Origin of the sequence: Clostridium sp. D33t1_170424_F3, assembly GCF_015667585.1 — a bacterium.
Lineage (GTDB): Bacteria > Bacillota > Clostridia > Oscillospirales > Acutalibacteraceae > Anaeromassilibacillus.
The window spans coordinates 74,040-95,576 of record NZ_JADPEG010000009.1; the positions used below are offsets into that span (position 1 = coordinate 74,040).

The following is a 21,537-nucleotide window of genomic DNA, read 5'->3' on the forward strand; positions in this document are numbered from 1 at the left end:
ATATAGAAAGAGGAGGGGGAACCGATGGACGCGTTGGATTTGCAGTTTTTATCAGAGGCTTTTCCATTCTGGAAAAAGCTTTCCGAAACGGAGAAAAAATTTCTGGCGGCCAATACGCAAAAGGCGGTCTATACAAAGGGAAAACAGGTGCATGGCGGCCAGGAAAAATGTACCGGTGTGCTGGCGGTCCAAGAGGGCCAGCTCCGCGCCTATCGGATGTCCGAAGAAGGCAAGGAAATCACGCTGTACCGCCTGCTGGACGGCGACGTGTGTTTTCTGTCCGCCTCCTGTATTTTACGGAATATCTCCTTTACCGTATACGTAGAAGCAGAAACAGATTCTGTGCTGTTTTTGACCAACGCGGCGGTTTTTGAGCAAATGAGTAAAAAGAATCTGGCGGTGGAAACCTTTTTGCAGGAAACGATCTCTTCCCGCTTTTCCGACGTCATGTGGGTGATGGAGCAGGTAGTCTTTATGAAATTTGACCGCAGGCTTGCCATATTCCTGCTGGAGCAGTCTGCGTTGGAGGCCTCCGATACTGTCACGCTGACGCATGAGCAAATCGCGCGGCACATGGGAAGCGCCAGGGAGGTGGTCACCCGTATGCTGAAGTATTTCCAGGGGGAAGGGCTGGTTTCCGTTTCCCGAAAAGGCATTGCCATATTAAACCGAAAAGGGCTGACGGCACGTTCCGCAGCAGATTAAATGGGAAGCATCTGTTTGATCTGCTGTTTGGCTTTCAGGCCGACGGACTGGTCCACCACCTTGCCGTCCTGCATGACGATCAGCGTGGGAATACTGACGACGCCGAACAGGGAGGCCAGTTCCGGCTGTGCGTCTACATCGACCTTTGCCACTTTGACGGAATCCGCAAGCTCTTCCGATAATTGGTCGATCAGCGGGGCCAGCATCCGGCATGGGCCGCACCAGGGAGCCCAGAAGTCAATCAGGACGGGTGTGGAAGAGTGCAGGACCTCTTGTGTAAAGTTTTCTTTTGTAATATGCATCACAGACATGAGTACGATCTCCTTTGTTGTTTGATTTGTTATCAGTATATGGAGAATTTGGAATTTGTTCTGTGATTAAATCACCGGAACGGAAAAGCGCCGTGCGGAATGGTATATCCATTGCCCGCACGGCGCTTTATTATTTTACGATCAGCAGGGTAAAATAACCAGCCTGTTCCTCCGCATCTGCCAAAGAGGAATAAATCCGCTCGTCCTCCATGCCGCAGTTCTGTACCATCATGGTTCTGTCCCCTAGCCCTTTATCCCGCAGCACCTGTTTAATCTGCGCGAATTTCCTTCCGCTTTTCATTAAAATCTTGGTGCCGGGACCTTCCAATTCCGATTCTGTGCAGGGGTAAGAAGCGGGCAGAATTCGCAGGGGCTGATCCGCTTCCGTCAGGCTGACGCCGAGCGCTGCCGCAGCGGCGCAGAAGGAAGGGACGCCGGGAACGATTTGCACGGAGCAGCCGGCGTTTTGCACGCGCTCCTGCAAGTACATGCAGGTGGAATAGATGGAGGGATCCCCCAAGGTGAGCAGGGCAACGTCCTGCTTTCGCTCTAGAACCGCGAGGATTTGGTTCGCTGCCCGGTCGTGGCTCTCCTGCAAAAGGGTCTGGTCTTTCGTCATCGGCAGATGCAGATCGAGGCAGCTTTTTTGAGAAAGCTCCGGCACGGCCTGCAAAGCGATTTGATATGCGACGCTTTTTGTTCCACCGGGCGCGGCGGCAACCGGGCAGCTTTGTATCAGGCGCGCTGCCTTTCTGGTTAACAGCTCCGGATCTCCGGGGCCGACGCCAACACAATATAAAATTCCCGCCATAGATTCCATCCTCCCTTTTATGTTTCACAGGGTATCATGGTATCATGGCGGGCAGTAAAATGCAAGGATTAGTTGGCTTTGTCCAGTACGTCGCGCAGGGAGGCGATAAAAGCGCCGACCGGTTCGATGCTCTCTTTGCCATATTGCGCGACCAGTTTGACAACGGCGCTGCCGACGATTGCGCCGTCGCAATAGGCGGCCATCTGCCCGGCTTGCTCCGGCCCGGAGATGCCGAATCCGACCGCACAGGGAACCTTTGCGTGCTGCTTGATCGAACCGAAGAACGCGCCGAAATCTGTCTGGAAACTGCTGCGCGTGCCGGTGACGCCGGTGGAGGAGACACAGTACAAAAAGCCTTTTGCATCTTTGGCGATCATGGCAATGCGGTCGTGAGAGGTGGGGGCGACCAGACTGATGGAGTGGACGCCGTATTGGTCCGCTATATCCTGGATTTCCCCTTTTTCCTCATACGGCATATCGGGGACGATCACGCCGTCCACACCGCATTCCGCGCACAATTGGAAGAAGCGCTCTGTGCCGAATCCAAAAATGCTGTTCAGATACAGCATCATCAACAGAGGAACCTGCGTCTTTTCCCGCAGCCGCTTGACCAGCGCAAAGACGTCCACCAGCTTTGTGCCGTTTTGCAGCGCGCGTACGCTGGCTTCCTGAATGACGGGACCCTCCGCGATGGGATCGGAGAAGGGAATCCCCAGCTCGATTAAGTCTGCGCCGGACGCTTCCAATTGTTCCACCAGCTTTTCCGTTGTTTCCAACCCCGCGTCTCCCGCTGTGATAAAGGGAATCAGCGCCTTGCGGCCCTGTTCCCGGAGCGTTGCAAATTTCGCGTCAATCCTGTTCATTGAGAAGTACCCCCCTGTATCTTGCTACCTGATAAACGTCCTTATCGCCGCGGCCGGAAAGACAGATAATCATCGTTTGATCCCGGCGCATGGCCGGCGCGATCTTCCGTGCCAGCGCGACCGCGTGGGCGGATTCGATGGCGGGGATAATGCCCTCCATCCGGGAAAGGTATTCAAAAGCGCAAATAGCCTCTTCGTCCGTAATGGCGTAGTATTCGCCGCGGCCTGTTTGGGCGAGCCGCGCGTGCTCCGGCCCAATACCGGGATAATCCAGCCCGGCGGAAAGGGAGTAAACCGGTGCGATCTGTCCTTCTTCATCCTGCAAAAAGATGGACTTCATTCCATGGAAAATACCGGCGCGGCCTTTGGTCAGCGTCGCGGCGGTGCGCGCGGTTTCCGCGCCTTCTCCGGCGGCCTCCGCACCCAGCAGGCGAACGGAAGCGTCCGGAATAAAATCATAGAACATGCCCATGGCGTTGGAGCCGCCGCCCACACAGGCACAGACGGCGTCCGGCAGTTTGCCCTCACGCTCCATCAGCTGACGTTTGGCCTCCTCGCCGATGATTTTCTGGAAGTCGCGGACCATCTGCGGGTAGGGGTGCGGCCCCATGACAGAACCGATCAAGTAGTAAGTGTTTTCAATATTCGTCGCCCAGTCGCGCATGGCCTCGTTGATCGCGTCCTTTAAAGTGGCGGTGCCGCTGTGCACAGGCGTCACCTTGGCGCCCAAAAGCTGCATGCGGTACACGTTCAGGGATTGGCGTTCCACGTCCTCCGCGCCCATGTAGACCTCGCATTCCATACCAAAGAGCGCGGCGGCCGTCGCCGTTGCCACGCCGTGCTGGCCCGCGCCGGTTTCGGCGATAATGCGCTGTTTGCCCATGCGCTTTGCCAGCAGAATCTGTCCCAGCACATTGTTAATTTTGTGAGAACCGGTGTGATTCAGGTCTTCCCGCTTGATATAGATTTTAGCGCCGCCCAGATCGTTGGTCATCTTTTCGGCAAAGTATAGCATGGAGGGGCGTCCCGCGTAATCTTTGTAATAGGCGGCCAACTCTGCTTGAAATACCGGATCGTCCTTATATTTGGCGTAAGCCGCCTCAAGCTCATGAACGGCGTTCATGACGGTTTCCGGCACATACTGCCCGCCGTATTCGCCGTATCTCCCTGTTGTATTCATTGGTTCAGTCCCTTTCTGTATTGGTAATCGATCTGTCGAACTCGCTCGACAACCGCCTTGATTTTTTCCCGATCTTTACAGCCGCCGGTCTCAATACCGCCGGAGAGATCCACGCCGTCGGGGCGGACCGACTCAATCGCTTCTTCCAGATTGTCGATCGTCAATCCGCCCGCAAGGAAAAACGGCTTTTGAGGGCGTGCGGTTCGGATAATCGCCCAGTTTGCCGTTTGCCCTGTGCCGCCGTAGGCGGCGGGGGAGAAGCTGTCCAACAGGAGCCGGTCAACGGGGAGGCGATCCGCTCTTTGCAGGCTTTCCGCATCCGTGACCCGTATGGCTTTCCAGACCGGCAGGCCTGTGCGCTGCCGCAGGACGGCAATGTAAGCGTCGTCCTCGTCTCCGTGCAGCTGGAGGACGTTTAACCGGGCGGTTTGTGCAATATGCAGCAAGCTTTCCAGCGGCTCGTTCACAAAGACTCCGACGGTCTGAATGTCCTGCCGCAATTGTTGCGTCAGTGCGGCGGTGGTCTCTGCTGTAACCTGCCGTTTGCTTTTGGCAAATACAAACCCGATGTAGTTCGGAGGGAACGCATTGACATACGAAATATCCTCCGGGCGGCGGATGCCGCAGAGTTTGACTTTCATGCGTCCGCCCTCAGCTCTGTGAGAGAAGCGGCGATGTCTCCGCTTCTCATGAGCGTTTCTCCGATCAGGACAGCGTCCGCGCCGTACTGCCGAACCGCTTTCATATCGGCATTGTTTCGGATGCCGCTTTCAGAAACAAGCGTCAGTTCTGCGGGTACCAGCTGTGCCAGGCGCTGCGTGACGGCCAGGTCGACGGTAAAGGTCTTTAAGTTGCGGTTGTTGATCCCGATGATGTCGCTTTGTGCCGCCAAAGCGGAAGCGAGCTCCTCCTCGTTGTGGACCTCCGTCAGGCAGTGCAGTCCCAGGCCGTGTGCAATGCCGGCGAAATCCCGGAGCGTTTTGGTATCGAGCAGTGCGGCGATCAGCAGAATCGCATCCGCGCCCATTGCATGCGCTTCATAAATTTGATAGGGATCGATGATAAAATCCTTACGCAAGATGGGCAGGTTTACTTCCGTACGAATGGCGCGCAGGTATTGGCTGCTGCCCTGAAAATAGTGTTCCTCCGTCAAAACGGACAGAGCGTTTGCGCCGTTTGCCTCATAGGCTCTGGCAATTTCTACCGGATGGAAGTCTGCGCAGATCAGCCCTTTGGAGGGAGAAGCCTTTTTGACCTCCGCAATGACGGAGAGCCGCTCGCCCCGCAGAGCGGCGGCGAAGTCCCGGATGGGTTCCGTGCGTTCCAACGCCTGTGTTTTTACGCGTTCCAGCGGAAGAGCCGCCTTTTCCCGTTCAAGCTGCAACCGGCGGTTTGCTACAATTTCATCTAAGATCATATGTGTTCCTCTTATTGCATGTTGTTGGTGAATTCTTTGAGGGCGTTCAGCTTGGCAAGCGCTACGCCGGAATCGATGGACTGTGCCGCCAGCGCGATGCCCTGTTCAATGCTTTCCGCGACCTGTGCGGTATATAGCGCGCATCCGGCGTTGAGCAGCACGATGTCGCGGTGTGGGCCAGGTTCGCCATTTAAAATGGAAAGGGTGATGTCCGCATTTTGCTGTGCGGTGCCGCCCACAACGGCAGTTTTATCCGCCAGCGCAAAACCGTAGTCGCGCGGATCCAACGCGTATTTAATCAATTTGCCGTCTTTGATTTCACAGACCTGTGTAGTGTCGGAAATCGTGATTTCATCCAGCCCGTCGCTGCCATGGACTACCATGGCGCCTTTGATGCCGAGGTTCATCAGCACTTTGGCCATGGGTTCCATCAGCTCTTCGTCGTAGACGCCGAGCAGAATGTACTCCGCCAGCGCCGGATTGGAGAGCGGGCCCAAAATGTTAAAGACGGAACGCACGCCGATTTCACGGCGCGGCGCGGCGGCAAACCGCATGGAGCCGTGGAACGACTGCGCGAACAGGAAGGAGAGGCCGCAGGTTTGCAGGCTGGTTGCCGCCTGCTGCGGGCTCATGGCGATCTTTACGCCGAGGGCTTCCAATACGTCCGCCGCGCCGCTTTTGCTGGATACGCTGCGGTTTCCGTGCTTGGCGACGTGCGCGCCGGCTCCGGCCGCCACAAAGGCGGAGGTAGTGGAGATATTAAACGTGCTGGCCATGTCTCCGCCTGTGCCGACAATGTCGATGGAAGCGGAGCAGCCCGGCATCGCCTCGGCCTTTTGGCGCATGACGCGCGCGAAACCGGTAATCTCCGGAATGGTTTCTCCCTTCATGCGCAGAGCGGTAACAAAGGAGGCAATCTGTGCGTCGGTCGCGCCGCCGGACATGATGCAGTCCATCGCTTCGATGGCTTCTTCCTCGGTCAGATCGATGCCCTCAATGGCCTTAAAGATATAAGGCTTCAGGAGATTGCGCTGCGCCGGGGGAATCGAAGCCGCCGTACGCCCGGTGACAGGCAGCCCCGCAATGCGGTCGCAGAAGTTTTCCAGGATTTTAGAACCGCATTCGGTCAGGATGGATTCCGGGTGAAACTGCACGCCGTAAGTGGGATGTTCCCTGTGCGCCACCGCCATCACCTGGCCTTCCGCATCCTCCGCGATCGCCTCCAGGCAGTCCGGCAGGCTTTCCCGTTCCGCAATCAGGGAATGGTAGCGGCCCACAATGGCCTTTTCCGGCAGGCCGAAAAACAGCGGGCTTTTTACAGAGAGTGTAATCTCGCTGTCCTTGCCGTGCATCAGTGTTTTGGCGTGGACAATTTTGCCGCCAAATGCCTGTGCAATCGCCTGGTGACCCAGACATACGCCCAGAATCGGGATTTTGCCGCTGAAGGTCTGGATGACCGGGACGGAAATCCCCGCCTTGTCCGGATACCCGGGCCCGGGAGAGATCACGATCGCCTGGGGCGCGAGCGATTCGATTTCCTCCAGTGTGATTTCATCGTTGCGGCGGACCAGAATGTCCTGATAAAATTTGCCGATCGTTTGATACAGATTATAGGTGAAAGAATCGTAGTTATCGATCAATAAAATCATGGTGATGTCCCTGCCCTTCCGTTATAAATTGCTGGCCTGCTCAATTGCGTTGATGACCGCGCGGGCCTTGTTTTCACTTTCTTCAAACTCGCGCTCCGGATCGGAATCGGCCACAATGCCGCCGCCAGCCTGCACATAGGCTTTGCCGTCTTTAAACAGCACGGTCCGGATGGCGATGCAGGTATCGATGTTGCCGTCGAAGCCGAGGTATCCGACGGTGCCGCCGTACAGGCCGCGCTTGTTGGGTTCCAGCTCGTCAATGATTTCCATTGCGCGAACCTTCGGCGCGCCGGAGAGCGTCCCGGCGGGAAGGACGGAGAGCAGCGCGTCCAGCGCGGTTTTGTCATCCCGCAGCATGCCCTTGACGTCGCTGACGATGTGCATTACCTGGGAGTACCGCTCCACCTTCATGAAGCTGGTGACCTCCACGGTGCCGAATTTGGAGACCTTGCCCACGTCGTTGCGGCCTAGGTCCACCAGCATGGTGTGTTCGGCGCGCTCTTTGGGGTCTTTGAGCAGATCGCGTTCCAGCTCTTTGTCCTGCGCTTCCGTCAGGCCGCGCTTGGCGGTGCCGGCGATCGGTTTGGTGGTGACGATGCCTTTGGTCACATTGACCAGCATCTCCGGGGACGCGCCCACTATGGCGTAGTCCTTTAATTTAAAGTAGTAGAGATAGGGGGAGGGGTTGGCGGAACGCAGGCAGCGGTAGACGTCGAACGGGTCCGGCGGATTCTGTACCTCCAGCCGGCGGGAAAGCACAACCTGGAAAATATCTCCGTCCTTGATGTATTCCTGTGCCCTGCGGATGTTTTCCATGTGCTGTTCTTTTGTGATGTTGGTCTCCACAACCGGCGCGGCATGCTTCTGCGGCTCGCAGGGAGGCGGAGTGAAAGCTTTCAGATATTGACCGAGCGTGATGGCTTCTTCTTCACAGGAAGCGTACTGCAGCGCGGCGTCGGCCTCGCGCGATATGTTTTGAATGATGACAGTTTTGTTATACAGATGATCGAACGCCACCAGACGGTCAAACAGGAAGAGGTGGCAATCCGGCAGGTTCAGGTCGTCTTTGGGCGGATGTACCAGCTTCTTTTCCATGTAGCGGACGGTGTCGTAACCGAAATAGCCAACCAGGCCGCCCGTCAGCTTGGGACGGTTGGGAAAGCTGGGGGAGCGGTGGCGGTTCATGATCTCCGTCAGATAATCGATGGGATTTTCAATTTTTGTAAGTGTTTCCACGCCGCCTTCTTTCAGAGAAGCGGAGCCGTTCTTGATCTTGATTTCCGCTTTTGGCTGGATGCCGATGAAGGAGTAGCGTCCCCACTGCGTGTTATCCACACTTTCCAGAATAAAGCAATTTTCGCTCCGGTCTTTCAGAGCGTTAAAGATTTGAATAGGGGTAATGGAATCGGAAAGCACTTCGTAGAATACCGGAACGACGTCGTATTCTTCCAGGAGTGCCTGAACCTCTGTCAAAGCGGGATACAGCATAGTCATTCTCCTTTTCTGTATGATCCATTTTATATTTGCAAACAAAAAGAGCCTACCGTCCGTATGGGACGATAGACTCGTGGTGCCACCCAAATTCCGGAACCAAACAGGTTCCGCTTAAACAGGTACAGGGCAAAATCGCACAGGTACGCAGCAATTCCGCATCAATACCCTTCCCCGTAACGTGGGGGTACGGCGATGGTTACTCGGAAGTCCCTTTCTCCACGCTCCTCACAAACCCATTCGCCTGTATCGGTTGGTCCGGCGTTCCACCAGCTGCCGGCTCTCTGTGCCACCGTGTTACAAGTTACTTACTTTTGCTCTTCGGATTTCGATGTTTTAAATTTGTCGCTATTATACGCCTGCTCTGCAAAAAATGTCAATAGTTTTTCTGAAAAAATTTATCTGTTTACCGGAGTGAAGCGGCGGATCAACGGTTGACCACACGGATATGCAGGTTTTCCATCACGTCAAACGCCTTCTCCTGCATGGCTTTGTCGTTGCTGGCGACGCAGCCCGCGTCCACCATGATGTCCGCCTCCGGTTGTGCGGCCTTGGCGAGCACAGCGTTGGAAATAACGCAGATGTTGCTGACCACGCCCACCAGCTCGATGGAATCGTATGTCTTGGATTCCAGGAAGTGCAGCAGGTCTGTGCTTCCAAAAGTGTTTTTCTCAAAGTAAGGGCAGTACGCGAGCTGATACCGCAGGCGGCCGTGCAGCTGCCAGCCCTCCGAACCGCACAGGCAGTGTGGGACGGGAAGTTTCTTTCCCTCCTGGGTTTCACTGTAATCCTCGCCGTGCGTGTCCATGGTATAGACCACGTCGCCGCCGCCGTCCAGATACTGCTGGACCTTGTCGTGAATCGCGTCCTCCAGGGCGGCGGCTTCCGGAAAGCCCAGCGCGCCTGTCACAAAATCATTCTGGTAGTCTACAACGATCAAAAGCTTTTTCATTTCGCTGTTTCACTCCTTATCCTGCTTTGTTTTTGGAAGTTTCTTTGGCGTATTTGCAGAAATCTGCCATGCAGCACTGTTCGCACTTGGCGTTGCGCGCCTCGCAGACGGCGCGGCCATGCAGCACCAGCCGGTGGCAGAAATTGTTCGCTTCGTCCATCGGCAGGACTTCCCGCAGCTGTTTTTCCACTTTAAATGGGTCTTTTCCTTCGCTCAGTCCCAAACGTCCGCAGATGCGGATGCAGTGGGTGTCTGTTACCACAGCGGGTTTGTGGTAAATGTCGCCGACCACCAGGTTGGCGGTTTTGCGCCCCACGCCGGGGAGTTTGGTCAGTTCTTCTACTGTGTCCGGTACGATGCCGCCGTATTCATCCCGCAGCTTTTGCGTCATGGCAAAGATGTCACGCGCCTTTGTTTTATATAACCCGCAGGATCGGATGATGTTTTCTATATCTTCCACCGGGCCTTCGCAGAAGGCGTCCAGCGTGGGAAAGCGCTCAAACAGAGCGGGCGTCACCAGATTGACGCGTGCATCGGTACACTGCGCGGAAAGGCGCGTGGCGATTAAAAGCTGCAAGGGGTTGGTATACGTGAGGGAACACAAAGCGTCCGGATATTCTTTCTTTAAAGCCTCTACCGCCAAAACGGCGCGCTGTTTTCTGGTCATAAACGTTGAGCCATCTCCTTGTCCCGGCCTGTTTATCCATTTTTACTTTGACAGGATTCGACCGTAATTCTATTTTATACGAAAATGAAGAAAAGCACAAGTTGACAAAGCTGGCAATTTTACATATGATTGGAACCAATAACAAAGAAGAGGGGGCGGCGGCAGATGACAGGCTTTCAACTGAAGCTTCTGGCAATGCTTACGATGCTGATCGACCATGCCGGTATGGTTCTATTCCCGGAGCTGACATGGATGCGCGTGGTGGGGAGGCTGGCGTTTCCGTTGTATTGTTTTTTGCTGGCGGAGGGCGCCGTACATACGCGCAATATCAAGCGGTATCTGTGTCGACTGCTGGCGTTCGCCGTCCTCTCGGAGATTCCGTATGACCTGGCATGTTCAAGGGTATGGTTTGACCCGTGGGGGCAGAACGTCTTTTTTACGCTGTTTTTCGGCCTTTTGGCCTGTGCCGCTTTGCAGTGGTTCCAGGAAAAACCGGCGCTGGTTCTGTTGCTGGTTGGCGTTCTGATTCTTGCGGCGGAGCTGCTTTTTTTCGATTACGGCGGATTCGGCGTTGCGTTGGTTATGGCGTTCTATCTTTGCAGGGCAAACCGGGTGGGCGGCGCGCTGGCTTTCACAGCGTTAAATACGGGATTTTCCCTGCTGAATGGGATGTGCTTGCAGCTCGCGGCGCCTGCCGCCGCGATTCCGATGCTGCTTTACAACAGAAAAAAGGGGAAAGCGGTCAATAAATGGATCTTCTATGGCTTCTATCCGGGGCATCTGCTTTTGTTGTTTTTCCTGCGGGCGGTTGTCTGACGAAAGGCCCCTTCATGCTAAAAATTTGCGGAGAACCTGTCCGTTTCCCGTGCAAAACGGAGATGCCGGGTGGAAAGTGTTGCCTTTTAGCGGGAGAAAGGATATAATAAAATCAATACAGGCGGAGCCGCGGAGGCGCACGGAGGCACCGGAAGATCCGTATGGCGCAGTTGGCGGCTGGCGGCCAATTTAAACCAAGGAGAGGAACGAGCAAATGTACAATGAGATGATGGATACAATTGGCTTTGTATCTCAGGCGGACCCCGAAGTCGGCGCAGCGATGCAGGACGAACTCAAGCGCCAGCAGCGCAATCTGGAAATGATTGCATCTGAAAACATGGTTTCCCCGGCGGTTCTGGCGGCGATGGGCAGCGTGCTCACCAACAAGTATGCGGAAGGCTACCCGGCAAAGCGTTATTACGGCGGCTGCGAGTATGTGGACGTCGTGGAGAACATCGCGCGGGAGCGCGCCTGCAAGCTGTTTGGGGCGGATCATGCGAATGTGCAGCCGCACGCGGGCGCACAGGCCAACCTGGCGGTTTACTTTGCGCTGATTAAGCCCGGTGATACCGTCATGGGCATGAATCTGGCAGAAGGCGGCCATCTGACCCACGGTTCCCCGGTCAACCTTTCCGGCAGCTACTATAATTTTGTCTCCTACGGCGTCAGCCCGGAGACCGGCCGCATCGACTACGACAAGCTCTATGAGCAGGCCATGCAGGTCAAACCGAAGCTGATTGTTGCGGGTGCGAGCGCGTACCCGAGAGTCATCGATTTTGCAAAGTTCCGTGAAATCTGCGACGCCTGCGGAGCCCTCTTCATGGTGGATATGGCGCACATTGCCGGCCTTGTGGCGGGCGGAGACCATCCGAACCCGGTGCCCTATGCGGATGTTGTGACCACCACCACGCATAAGACGCTGCGCGGCCCGCGCGGCGGCATGATCCTCTGCAAGGAGGCGTATGCCAAGGCGATCGATAAGGCGATTTTCCCGGGCACACAGGGCGGCCCGCTGATGCACATCATCGCCGGTAAGGCGGTTTGCTTCGGTGAGGCGCTGAAGCCGGAATTTAAAGAGTATTCCCACAATATTGTGACGAACGCGGCGGCTCTGGCAGACGGCCTGCTCAAGCGCGGCGTAAAGCTCGTCAGCGGCGGCACGGATAACCACCTGATGCTGGTGGACCTGAGCGGACAGGAGCTGACCGGCAAGGAGCTGGAGCATCGCCTGGACGACGTGTACATCACCGCAAACAAGAACACGGTTCCGAACGAGCAGCGCAGCCCGTTCACAACCAGCGGCCTGCGTCTTGGAACCGCAGCAATCACCACCCGCGGCCTGAACGCCGCCGATATGGACACCATCGCGGAGTGCATCAGCCTGGCAATCAACGACTTTGACGCCAGCAAGGAAAAAATCCGCGCGATGGTCAACGGCATCTGCGAGCGCTATCCGCTCTACGCGTAATTCATACAAAACGAAATTATTGATGAAACCGAGCCGCACTGCGCATGAAAATGTTCAGTGCGGCTTTCTGTAAGGAGGAAAAACTATGCGCCCTTTGGCGGACCGGATACGCCCGCAGACTCTGGAAGACATCGTGGGCCAGCGCCATCTGCTGGGAGAGGGAAAGCCTCTGCGGCGGATTATTGAGTCGGGAGAAATCCCCAATATGGTTTTTTACGGGCCGTCCGGGATCGGAAAGACCACATTGGCGTCCATTATTGCCAGGCAGACCAATAAAAAGCTGTGCAAGCTGAATGGGACCACCGCCTCCACCGCGGATATTCGCGATGTAGTCGCTGGGTTGGGGACGCTGGACGCGCTCAACGGTGTGCTGCTTTATCTGGATGAGATCCAATATTTCAATAAGAAACAACAGCAGACGCTGCTGGAATTCATCGAGAACGGGCAGATTACGCTAATCGCCTCCACAACGGAAAATCCCTATTTCTATGTATATAACGCGATTTTAAGCCGCTCCACTGTTTTTGAATTCAAACCGGTAGGGCAGGAAGAAGTGCGCCACGCGGTGGAGCGTGCCTTCCGCCTGCTGGAGGAAGAGCAGCATTGCACGATTGATGCGGAGGAGGGCGTGGTGGCGCATATCGCGGCGGCCTGCGGCGGCGACGTGCGCAAGGCGATGAACGCGGCGGAGCTGTGCATGCTTTCCGCGCAGGTAGAGGGGCCGGTGCGCCATATTTCCCTGGAAAGCGCGCAGGAGCTGACCCAGCGCAGCGCGATGAAATATGATAAGGAAGGCGACGAGCATTACGACATCGTCTCCGCGTATCAGAAGTCCATGCGCGGGTCCGATCCAAACGCGGCGCTGCACTACCTGGCGCGCCTGCTGGAGGCGGGGGATTTGCCCTCTGCCTGCCGCCGGCTGATGGTATGCGCCTGCGAGGACGTGGGCCTGGCCTACCCGATGATTATCCCAATCGTCAAAGCAGCGGTGGACGCCGCCCTGCAGGTGGGCCTGCCGGAAGCGCGGATTCCGTTGGCGGACGCCGTAATACTGGTTTGCAACGCGCCGAAGTCCAACACCGCTTATGCGGCGATCGATGCGGCAATTGCAGACGTGCGCGCAGGGAGGGCGGGGCCGATTCCGCGCCAGCTCCAGAACAAGCACTACGACGGCGCGGACAACCCAAACAAAGGGCAGTTTTATCAGTATCCGCATGATTTTCCGGGTCGCTGGGTCAAGCAGCAGTATCTGCCGGATACCCTGCGGGACGCACAGTATTACATCTACGGAGAGAATAAAACGGAGCAAGCCTATAAAGCCTACTGGGATGCAGTCAAGGGAAATGGGAATGTTTGACAGAAATATGGAAGGAAAAGGCAGGTTGTATAAGAATCCGCTAAAATAATTTACGAAGAAACGAAAAATTCTCCTTGTAAGTGCCGGCCCGGCGTGGTAACATTAAAGATAATTAGGCGAGGAATGTCGAAAGAATTCCAAACCTGTTTGGAGGTGCGTGGAGCTATGAAAGATGAAACCCTTTTCAATTTATCGTACGGAATGTATGCAATCGGCGTAAAGAACGGCCAAAAGGTCTCTGCGTGTATTGTCAATACGGTATTCCAGGTGACAAATACACCAAATGTGATCGCGCTCAGCATGAATCACGACAATTACAGCCATGAATGTATTGTGAAAGAGGGAATCTTCACGGTCTCCGTGCTCTCGGAAGACACCTCCGGGGCGGCGATCGGCGCGCTGGGCTTTAATTCCGGCCGCGATACGGACAAGCTGAAGAATGTCCACCATAAGATTTTGGTGGAGGGGCTTCCGGTGGTCAAAGAGAATATCTGCTGCTGGTTTCTGTGCAAGGTAATCAACAGTGTGGAGACGCCGACGCACACGATTTTTCTGGCGGAAGTGGTCGCGGGGAGCGATACCTCCAAAGGGAAGCCGATGACGTACGATTATTACCATAAGGTAATTAAAGGGACGGCTCCGAAAAACGCGCCGACCTATCGGGCGACGGAAGCGGCGAACGACAATAACGATGGAGAGAGTTTTATCTGCACAATTTGCAAATATGTATACGACGATCCCGATCTATCCTTTGAAGAATTGCCGGATGATTGGGTTTGTCCCATTTGCGGCGCTCCCAAAAGCGCTTTTAAACGGCAGTAATGGAATAGAAAAGCTCACTCCGAAGCGGCTCAGCCGCTTCGGGCGGGCTTTTTTTTTGGGTAGCGACGGCCTGTGATGGGCTGTATCTATAAAACATAACGGAATGAGGAGAGTAGGTATCATGTCAAGCAAAATTATTCAAGTCAACGAAAGGCCTCCCCTGCGGCAGGCGATCCCGCTCAGTATCCAGCATATGTTTGCCATGTTCGGCGCATCGGTGCTGGTACCGTCTGTCTTTGGCATCGACCCCGCAATTGTACTGTTTATGAATGGTATCGGTACGCTGCTGTTTATTTTGATTACAAAGGGCAGAGCGCCGGCGTATCTGGGCTCCAGCTTTGCCTTCCTTGCGGCGGGCGGCGTGGTTATTTCCAAGTACGGCTTTGAGTATGCGCAGGGCGGCTTTGTGGCGGTCGGTATCTGCGGATGTATTTTGGCGCTGATCGTCTATAAATTTGGGACCAAATGGATCGACTGTGTGCTGCCCGCGGCAGCGATGGGTCCGGTTGTCGCATTGATCGGCCTGGAGCTGGCCTCCACTGCGGCAAGCAATGCGGGGCTGTTGGCGGAAACGATTGATATGAAGAATGTCATTGTATTCCTGGTGACCCTCTGCGTCGCAGTTTTTGGCTCTGTGCTGTTCCGCAAATTCTTCTCGGTAATCCCGATCCTGATTGCGATCATTGCGGGTTATGTTACCGCGTGCATTGTGGGAATTGTGGACTTCACGCCGGTGGCGGAGGCTTCTTTCTTCTCTCTTCCGCATTTCCAGATGGCAAAGTTCGATATTAATGCGATTCTGACCATGCTGCCGGTTTTACTGGTAATTACCTCGGAACATATCGGCCATCAGATCGTTACCAGCAAGGTGATCGACCGCGATCTTTTGAAAGATCCCGGTCTGCACCGTTCGCTGTTTGCAGACAATTTCTCCACTGCAATTTCCGGCCTGATTGGTTCCGTACCGACCACAACCTATGGTGAAAACATTGGCGTAATGGCGATGACCAAGGTGTACAGCGTTTGGGTGATCGGCGGTGCGGCGGTATTCTCTGTAATCTGTGCGTTCATCGGAAAGCTTTCCGCATTGATCAGCAGCATTCCCGGCCCGGTGATCGGCGGTATTTCGTTCCTGCTGTACGGCATGATCGGCGCGTCTGGCCTGCGTATCCTGGTGGACGCCAAGGTGGATTACGGCAAAGCGCGCAATCAGGCGCTGACTGCGGTTGTATTTGTTGTTGGACTGTCCGGTATTGCGCTGAATCTCGGCGGTGTGGAGCTCAAGGGCATGGTGCTGGCCTGTGTGGTCGGTATGGTGATGGGTCTGCTGTTCTACATCTTTGATAAGTTCCATTTGACAAACGATCAGGATGAAGAGATAGAAATAACCGCTGCGGAGGCGGGTAAAGCGTTTGTGGAAGAACCCAATAAGTAATACGAAATAAAGTAATGATAGGAGGTCCAAACTGCTGACAGGAGCGGTTTGGACCTCTTTTTACGTAAAAGATTTGATATTTTCGCCCGATAGAGGTAAAATGTTACAGTATGTTATAGTAAAGGATTTGATTGCATGCTGAAACTGGCGCGCTTTCTGAAAAAGTACCGGCTGCAGGTCATTCTGGGGCCCATTTTTAAGTTGACGGAAGCCATATTTGAGCTGATTGTCCCCCTTGTGACCGCACATATCATTGATAACGGCGTCCGCACCGGCGATGTGCAGTATGTCTGGCGTATGGGCGGCGTAATGCTCCTGCTCGGCGTGGTGGGGCTTGGCTGTGCGCTGGTCTGCCAGAAAATGGCGTCCATTGCGTCGCAGGGCTTTGGAACGGTGCTGCGCGACGAGCTGTACCACCACATCAACGCGTTTTCCCATACGGAAATTGACAAGTTTGGAACGCCGTCCCTGATTACCCGTATCACCAACGATGTGAATCAGTTGCAATACGCAGTCGCCATGCTGATTCGTCTGGTCATCCGTGCGCCCTTCCTGGCGCTGGGCGCGGTAATCATGGCTATGACCATCGATTTGCAGCTCAGTCTGGTGTTCCTGGCAGCGACGCCGTTGATCGCGTTGGTACTTTATGTGATTATGAGCCGTTCGGTCCCGTATTTCAAAGTTATGCAAAAGAAGCTGGATAAAATATCCCTGATCTCCCGGGAGGGTCTCAGCGGCGTCCGTGTGATCCGCGCATTTTCAAAACAGGAGAGCGAAGAGGAACGCTTCCAGATGGCGGCAAACGAGCAGACGGATACGGCGATCCGTGTGGCGAAGCTTTCCGCGCTGCTCAACCCGCTCACGTATCTGATCATGAACTTTGCAGTCATTGCCATCGTGTGGTTCGGCGGCAGCCGTGTCAGCGTGGGCGGCATGACGCAGGGCGAGGTCATTGCATTTGTCAATTATATGTCGCAGATTTTGCTGGCTTTGATCGTGGTGGCAAATCTGGTGGTCACATTTACAAAGGCGGCGGCTTCCGCGGCCCGTGTCAACGAAGTATTGGATACGCAGCCCTCTGTAATGGAAGGAGGCGGCACATCGGAACCGGGAAAACAGGCTCCGAAAATTGCATTTGAACAGGTGAGCTTCTCTTATACGGGACATGCGGGCGAAAACCAGGAGAAATATGCAGTAAAGGATTTGAACTTTACAATTGAAACGGGACAGACCATTGGTATTATTGGGGGCACCGGTTCCGGTAAATCGACGTTAATCGGCTTGATTCCCCGTTTTTATGATGCGACGCAGGGGCAAATCCGTGTGGATGGCATAAATGTAAAGGAGTATACCTTTGCACAGTTGCGCGGCAAGATCGGTATGGTTCCGCAGCATGCGGAGTTGTTTTCCGGCACGATTGAGAGCAATCTCCGGTGGGGAAATGAGGAGGCTACGCCGGAGGAGCTGGATCAAGCGCTGCGGATCGCGCAGGCGAAGGAGTTTGTAGACCGTTTACCGGAGAGGCTGCAGAGCAAGGTCAGCCAGGGCGGCAAAAACTTTTCCGGCGGGCAGAAGCAGCGCTTAACCATTGCGCGCGCCCTGACGGGAAATCCGGAAATTCTGATATTGGACGACAGTGCCAGCGCGCTGGATTTTGCAACAGACGCGGCGCTGCGGCGCGCTTTGAAGACCGAGACAAAGGGGATGACCGTATTAATGGTATCCCAGCGCGCCAGCACCGTAAAAACCGCGGATCAGATCATTGTCATGGACGACGGCAGAATTGCGGGAATGGGCAAACATCAGGAACTGATGGAAGAATGCGAGGTATACAGAGAAATCTGCCTGTCCCAGTTGAGTAAAGAGGAGGCGGAACGCGCATGAAAATGTCGGTCTTAAAGCGTCTTTTGAAGTATGCAAAGCCGCATGCGGCCTTTTTGATGCTGGCTTTGGTCAGCGCGATCATCAGTGTTTCCCTCACACTGTATGGGCCGATCCTGGTGGGGCGCGCCATTGACAATATCATCGGTCCCGGGGATGTGGATCACCGCTCGATGATTCCCATTCTGCTTACTTTGGCGGCGACGATTGTCGTCAGCGCCGCCTTTCAATGGCTGCTTTCTTACTGTACCAACCGTGTCAGTTATAAAACCGTGCGCGATCTGCGGATTCAGACCTATGAGAAGCTCAATACTTTGCCGTTAAAGTACATTGACGGGCATCCGCACGGCGATTTAATCAGCCGCATTGTCAATGATGTGGATCAGGTCTCGGATGGTTTGCTGCAGGGCATTACGCAGCTGTTCACCGGCGTTGTCACTATTTTGGGTACTTTAATCTTTATGCTGACCATCAATCCGGTGATCACAGCGGTGGTGGTGCTGATTACGCCGCTCTCCCTCTTTGTGGCGGCGTTTATTGCCAAGCTGACCCACAAACAGTTTGTGGAGCAGCAGGCGACGCAGGGGGAGCTTTCCGGCTATGTGGAGGAGCTGATCGGCGGGCAGAAGGTCGTAAAAACGTTTCATTACGAAGAGCGGGCAGAACGGGATTTTCAAGAGATCAACCAACGGCTGTACCGCTGCGGCGTCAAGGCGCAGTTCTATTCCTCTTTGAGCAATCCAAGCACGCGGTTTGTGAACGGCGTCGTCACTGCGGCGGTGGCGACCATCGGCTCCGTTTGTGCAATCACAGGCTGGCCGAGCCCCATTACCATTGGCCAGATTTCCAGCTTTTTATCGTATGCCAATCAGTATACCAAGCCGTTCAATGAGGTGACCGGCGTTTTGACGCAGATTCAAACGGCTTTTGCTTCCGCGGAGCGCCTGTTTGCGGTGCTGGATGAGGAAGCTGAGATTCCGGATGCCCCGGACGCTTTGGTCATGGATCACTGTGAGGGCAACGTCGACGTACAGCATCTCTACTTTTCCTATGATCCCAGCCGGAAGCTGATCGAGAATATGAACATTCAGGCGCACAAGGGCGACCGCATTGCCATTGTCGGTCCGACCGGCTGCGGAAAGACCACCATTATCAACCTGTTAATGCGATTTTACGACGCCAATCAGGGCAGTATCCTGGTGGATGGGCACAATGTCCGGGACATCACCCGCGGCAGCCTGCGGGGGCTGTACGGGATGGTTTTGCAGGAAAGCTGGCTCTTTTCCGGAACAGTGCGTGATAACATTGCGTACGGCAGGGAAGACGCCTCCATGGAAGAGATAATCGCAGCGGCAAAGAAAGCGCACGCGCATTCCTTTATTATGCGGCTGCCGAATGGATACGAGACAATCCTCTCTGAGGATGGCGGCAATTTGTCGCAGGGCCAGAGGCAGCTTCTCTGCATCGCGCGCGTGATGCTGGTGGACCCGCCGATGCTGATTCTGGACGAAGCGACCAGCAGCATCGATACCCGTACAGAGTTAAAAATCCAGCAGGCGTTTACGCTGATGATGAAGGGACGCACAAGCTTTATTGTGGCGCATCGTCTGTCCACGATCAAAGAGGCGGATCTGATCCTGGTGATGAACCAGGGCAGTATTATCGAGCAGGGAACGCACGACGAGCTGCTGCAAAAAGGCGGATTTTATGCAAATCTTTACAACAGCCAGTTCGCGGCAAGCTGAGGTTTCAGGTAATATAAAGAAAATATTGTGGAAAATTGCATTTTTTGCGGTTATGCGTTATAATATCTCCGGTTGTTTCTCATATCTTTTCAAGGGAGGACATTATGAATAAAACGGAACAAAAAGACCTGCAAATTGCGGCCTGTAAAATCAGAATGGGCGCTATTGAAGGGGTTTATCATGCAAAATCCGGCCATCCGGGCGGTTCCCTTTCCGCAGCGGACCTGTTTGCGTACCTGTACTTTAAAGAGCTGCATGTAGACCCTGCGAATCCTACGGACGAAAACCGCGACCGCTTTGTACTCTCCAAGGGCCATTGCTGCCCGGGGCTGTATGCCGCGCTTGCACTGAAGGGGTATTTCCCGATGGATGAGCTGAAGAAACTGCGCCATATCGGCGCAATGCTGCAGGGACATCCGAATATGCTGGATACTCCCGGTATTGATATGAGCACGGGTTCTCTTGGCCAGGGCGTTTCCACGGCGTGCGGCATGGCGATGGCCGCCAAGTTGGACAATAAGGGCTACCGGGTCTATTCTGTGCTGGGCGACGGGGAAATCGAAGAGGGCCAGGTTTGGGAAGCGGCCATGTTTGCTTCTCACAATAAGCTGGACAACCTCTGTCTGATTGTCGATAACAACGATTTACAGATCGACGGCAAGCTGGAAGAGGTCTGCAGCCCGTACCCGATCGATGAGAAATTCCGTGCGTTTGGTTTTGACGTGACCGTAATCGATGGTCACGATTTTAATGCGATAGAAGCGGCGTTCGACCACGTAAAGAGCGTGACCGGCAAACCCAGCGTGATTATCGCAAAGACCATCAAGGGAAAAGACGTTTCCTTTATGGAAAACCAGGTGGGCTGGCACGGCGTTGCCCCCAATCAGGAACAGTATGAGACTGCGATGCAGGACCTGCAGAAGGTGCTTGCTGAATTGGAGGCGAAATAAATGGCAGAGAAGATCAAGAAGGCGACAAGAGAAGGCTACGGTGAAGCGCTGGTAGAGCTGGCGGAAGAGTATCCGAATCTGGTGGTGCTGGACGCGGACCTCGCTGCCGCGACAAAGTCCGGCGTCTTTAAAAAGGCGCATCCCGAGCGCTTTATCAACTGCGGTATTGCGGAAAGCAACATGATGGGCGTTGCTGCTGGCCTGGCTGCCTGCGGAAAGATCCCGTTTGCAAGTTCCTTTGCGATGTTTGCGACCGGCCGTGCCTATGAGCAGGTGCGCAATTCCATCGGTTATCCGCACCTGAACGTCAAGATCGGCGGTTCCCACGCCGGTATCTCCGTCGGTGAAGACGGCGCGACACACCAGTGCTGTGAGGATATTGCGCTGATGCGCACCGTTCCCGGTATGGTGGTTTTGAATCCCGCCGACTACTATGAGATGAAGGCGGCTGTAAAGGCGGCGGTTACGTATCAGGGCCCGATGTATATCCGTTTGGGTCGTTTGGCCATTGAAACGGTTAACAACAACGACGATTACAAATTTGAGCTCGGCAAAGGCGTTGCGCTGCGCGACGGCAAGGATATTACCATCGTGGCAACCGGCCTGATGGTAGGCGAATCCCTGAAGGCGGCGGAGCTGCTGGCGGCGGAAGGCGTTGACGCGCGGGTGATCAATATCCACACCATTAAGCCGATTGATGAAGAGCTGCTGATAAAAGCGGCAAAGGAGACCGGTAAGATCGTCACCGCAGAAGAACACAGCATCATCGGCGGTTTAGGCGATGCGGTTTGCAGTGTGCTCAGCCAGCATTGTCCGACTCCGGTTACCAAGATCGGCGTCAATGACTGCTACGGTCATTCCGGCCCGGCAGTAGACCTGTTGGAGGAGTTTGGTCTTTGTGCGTCCAACATTGCAAAGGTTACAAAACAGGCATTGCACAAATAAAGACAAAATGAGGGCCTTTCCGCCGCGATTGCAGTGGGAAGGCCCTTTTTCTATGTTTGAAGCAGCTGTGTG

The 21,537-nt window shown here is 54.8% G+C and carries 20 protein-coding genes and 1 other annotated feature; of the genes, 10 read left to right on the forward strand and 10 right to left on the reverse strand.

The annotated features are described in order from the left end of the window. The first annotated feature begins 24 nt into the window (after positions 1-24). Positions 25-705 (forward strand): Crp/Fnr family transcriptional regulator, encoded by a 681-nt coding sequence (locus I4V53_RS07700; protein ID WP_195985115.1) that lies wholly within the window; start codon positions 25-27, stop codon positions 703-705. Here I4V53_RS07700 and trxA read toward each other — a convergent pair. From trxA to nth, 10 genes are all read right to left on the reverse strand, one after another. Next, positions 702-1,016 (reverse strand): thioredoxin, encoded by a 315-nt coding sequence (gene trxA / locus I4V53_RS07705; RefSeq protein ID WP_195985116.1) that lies wholly within the window; start codon positions 1,014-1,016, stop codon positions 702-704. The genes I4V53_RS07700 and trxA overlap by 4 nt on opposite strands. Before the next feature lie 130 nt (positions 1,017-1,146). Continuing rightward, positions 1,147-1,827, reverse strand: a complete 681-nt coding sequence (cobI, locus tag I4V53_RS07710; protein ID WP_195985117.1) for a precorrin-2 C(20)-methyltransferase — start codon at positions 1,825-1,827, stop codon at positions 1,147-1,149. A 68-nt stretch (positions 1,828-1,895) separates the two neighbouring features. Further along, entirely contained in the window at positions 1,896-2,690 is a 795-nt protein-coding gene (gene trpA, locus I4V53_RS07715; RefSeq protein ID WP_195985118.1) for a tryptophan synthase subunit alpha, read from the reverse strand. Next, positions 2,677-3,870, reverse strand: coding sequence for a tryptophan synthase subunit beta (trpB, locus tag I4V53_RS07720; RefSeq protein WP_195985119.1), 1,194 nt, complete (start codon positions 3,868-3,870; stop codon positions 2,677-2,679). The genes trpA and trpB overlap by 14 nt, the downstream gene beginning before the upstream one ends. Further along, on the reverse strand, positions 3,867-4,511 hold the full coding sequence (locus tag I4V53_RS07725) for a phosphoribosylanthranilate isomerase (RefSeq protein WP_195985120.1): 645 nt from the start codon (positions 4,509-4,511) through the stop codon (positions 3,867-3,869). Before I4V53_RS07725 ends, trpB begins: the two co-directional genes overlap by 4 nt. After that, positions 4,508-5,287 carry an indole-3-glycerol phosphate synthase TrpC gene (gene trpC / locus I4V53_RS07730; RefSeq protein WP_195985121.1) on the reverse strand — a complete coding sequence of 260 codons (780 nt, stop codon included), beginning with the start codon at positions 5,285-5,287 and terminating at the stop codon, positions 4,508-4,510. The genes I4V53_RS07725 and trpC overlap by 4 nt, the downstream gene beginning before the upstream one ends. A gap of 11 nt (positions 5,288-5,298) precedes the next feature. Then, positions 5,299-6,936, reverse strand: a complete 1,638-nt coding sequence (locus I4V53_RS07735; RefSeq protein WP_195985122.1) for a bifunctional anthranilate synthase component II/anthranilate phosphoribosyltransferase — start codon at positions 6,934-6,936, stop codon at positions 5,299-5,301. Positions 6,937-6,957: 21 nt separating this feature from the next. Next, a complete protein-coding gene (gene trpE, locus I4V53_RS07740) occupies positions 6,958-8,424 on the reverse strand; it encodes an anthranilate synthase component I (protein WP_195985123.1) in 1,467 nt (488 codons plus the stop codon). Between the two features lie 61 nt (positions 8,425-8,485). Then, positions 8,486-8,758, reverse strand: a binding site (T-box leader). 96 nt (positions 8,759-8,854) lie between these two features. After that, complete coding sequence (locus tag I4V53_RS07745; protein ID WP_195985124.1) at positions 8,855-9,379, reverse strand: cysteine hydrolase family protein; 525 nt, start codon at positions 9,377-9,379, stop codon at positions 8,855-8,857. 16 nt (positions 9,380-9,395) lie between these two features. Beyond that, a complete protein-coding gene (nth, locus tag I4V53_RS07750) occupies positions 9,396-10,046 on the reverse strand; it encodes an endonuclease III (RefSeq protein WP_195985125.1) in 651 nt (216 codons plus the stop codon). A 165-nt stretch (positions 10,047-10,211) separates the two neighbouring features. Here nth and I4V53_RS07755 point away from each other — a divergent pair, with 165 nt between their 5' ends. From I4V53_RS07755 to I4V53_RS07795, 9 genes are all read left to right on the forward strand, one after another. Further along, positions 10,212-10,862: a TraX family protein gene (locus tag I4V53_RS07755; RefSeq protein ID WP_195985126.1), complete on the forward strand. Its 651-nt coding sequence runs from the start codon at positions 10,212-10,214 to the stop codon at positions 10,860-10,862. 214 nt (positions 10,863-11,076) lie between these two features. After that, positions 11,077-12,330 carry a serine hydroxymethyltransferase gene (gene glyA, locus I4V53_RS07760; protein ID WP_195985127.1) on the forward strand — a complete coding sequence of 418 codons (1,254 nt, stop codon included), beginning with the start codon at positions 11,077-11,079 and terminating at the stop codon, positions 12,328-12,330. An 85-nt stretch (positions 12,331-12,415) separates the two neighbouring features. After that, entirely contained in the window at positions 12,416-13,687 is a 1,272-nt protein-coding gene (locus I4V53_RS07765; RefSeq protein ID WP_195985128.1) for a replication-associated recombination protein A, read from the forward strand. A gap of 165 nt (positions 13,688-13,852) precedes the next feature. Then, positions 13,853-14,509 carry a flavin reductase gene (locus tag I4V53_RS07770; protein WP_195985129.1) on the forward strand — a complete coding sequence of 219 codons (657 nt, stop codon included), beginning with the start codon at positions 13,853-13,855 and terminating at the stop codon, positions 14,507-14,509. A gap of 121 nt (positions 14,510-14,630) precedes the next feature. Next, positions 14,631-15,944, forward strand: a complete 1,314-nt coding sequence (gene uraA, locus I4V53_RS07775; protein ID WP_286167075.1) for a uracil permease — start codon at positions 14,631-14,633, stop codon at positions 15,942-15,944. Positions 15,945-16,079: 135 nt separating this feature from the next. Next, a complete protein-coding gene (locus I4V53_RS07780) occupies positions 16,080-17,828 on the forward strand; it encodes an ABC transporter ATP-binding protein (RefSeq protein ID WP_195985130.1) in 1,749 nt (582 codons plus the stop codon). Then, a complete protein-coding gene (locus I4V53_RS07785; RefSeq protein ID WP_195985131.1) occupies positions 17,825-19,570 on the forward strand; it encodes an ABC transporter ATP-binding protein in 1,746 nt (581 codons plus the stop codon). Before I4V53_RS07780 ends, I4V53_RS07785 begins: the two co-directional genes overlap by 4 nt. A 101-nt stretch (positions 19,571-19,671) precedes the next feature. Further along, entirely contained in the window at positions 19,672-20,520 is an 849-nt protein-coding gene (locus tag I4V53_RS07790; protein WP_353616498.1) for a transketolase, read from the forward strand. After that, the gene (locus I4V53_RS07795) at positions 20,521-21,465 is read left to right on the forward strand and encodes a transketolase family protein (protein WP_195985133.1); all 945 of its coding nucleotides are present in this window, start codon (positions 20,521-20,523) and stop codon (positions 21,463-21,465) included. Positions 21,466-21,537: the final 72 nt, after the last annotated feature.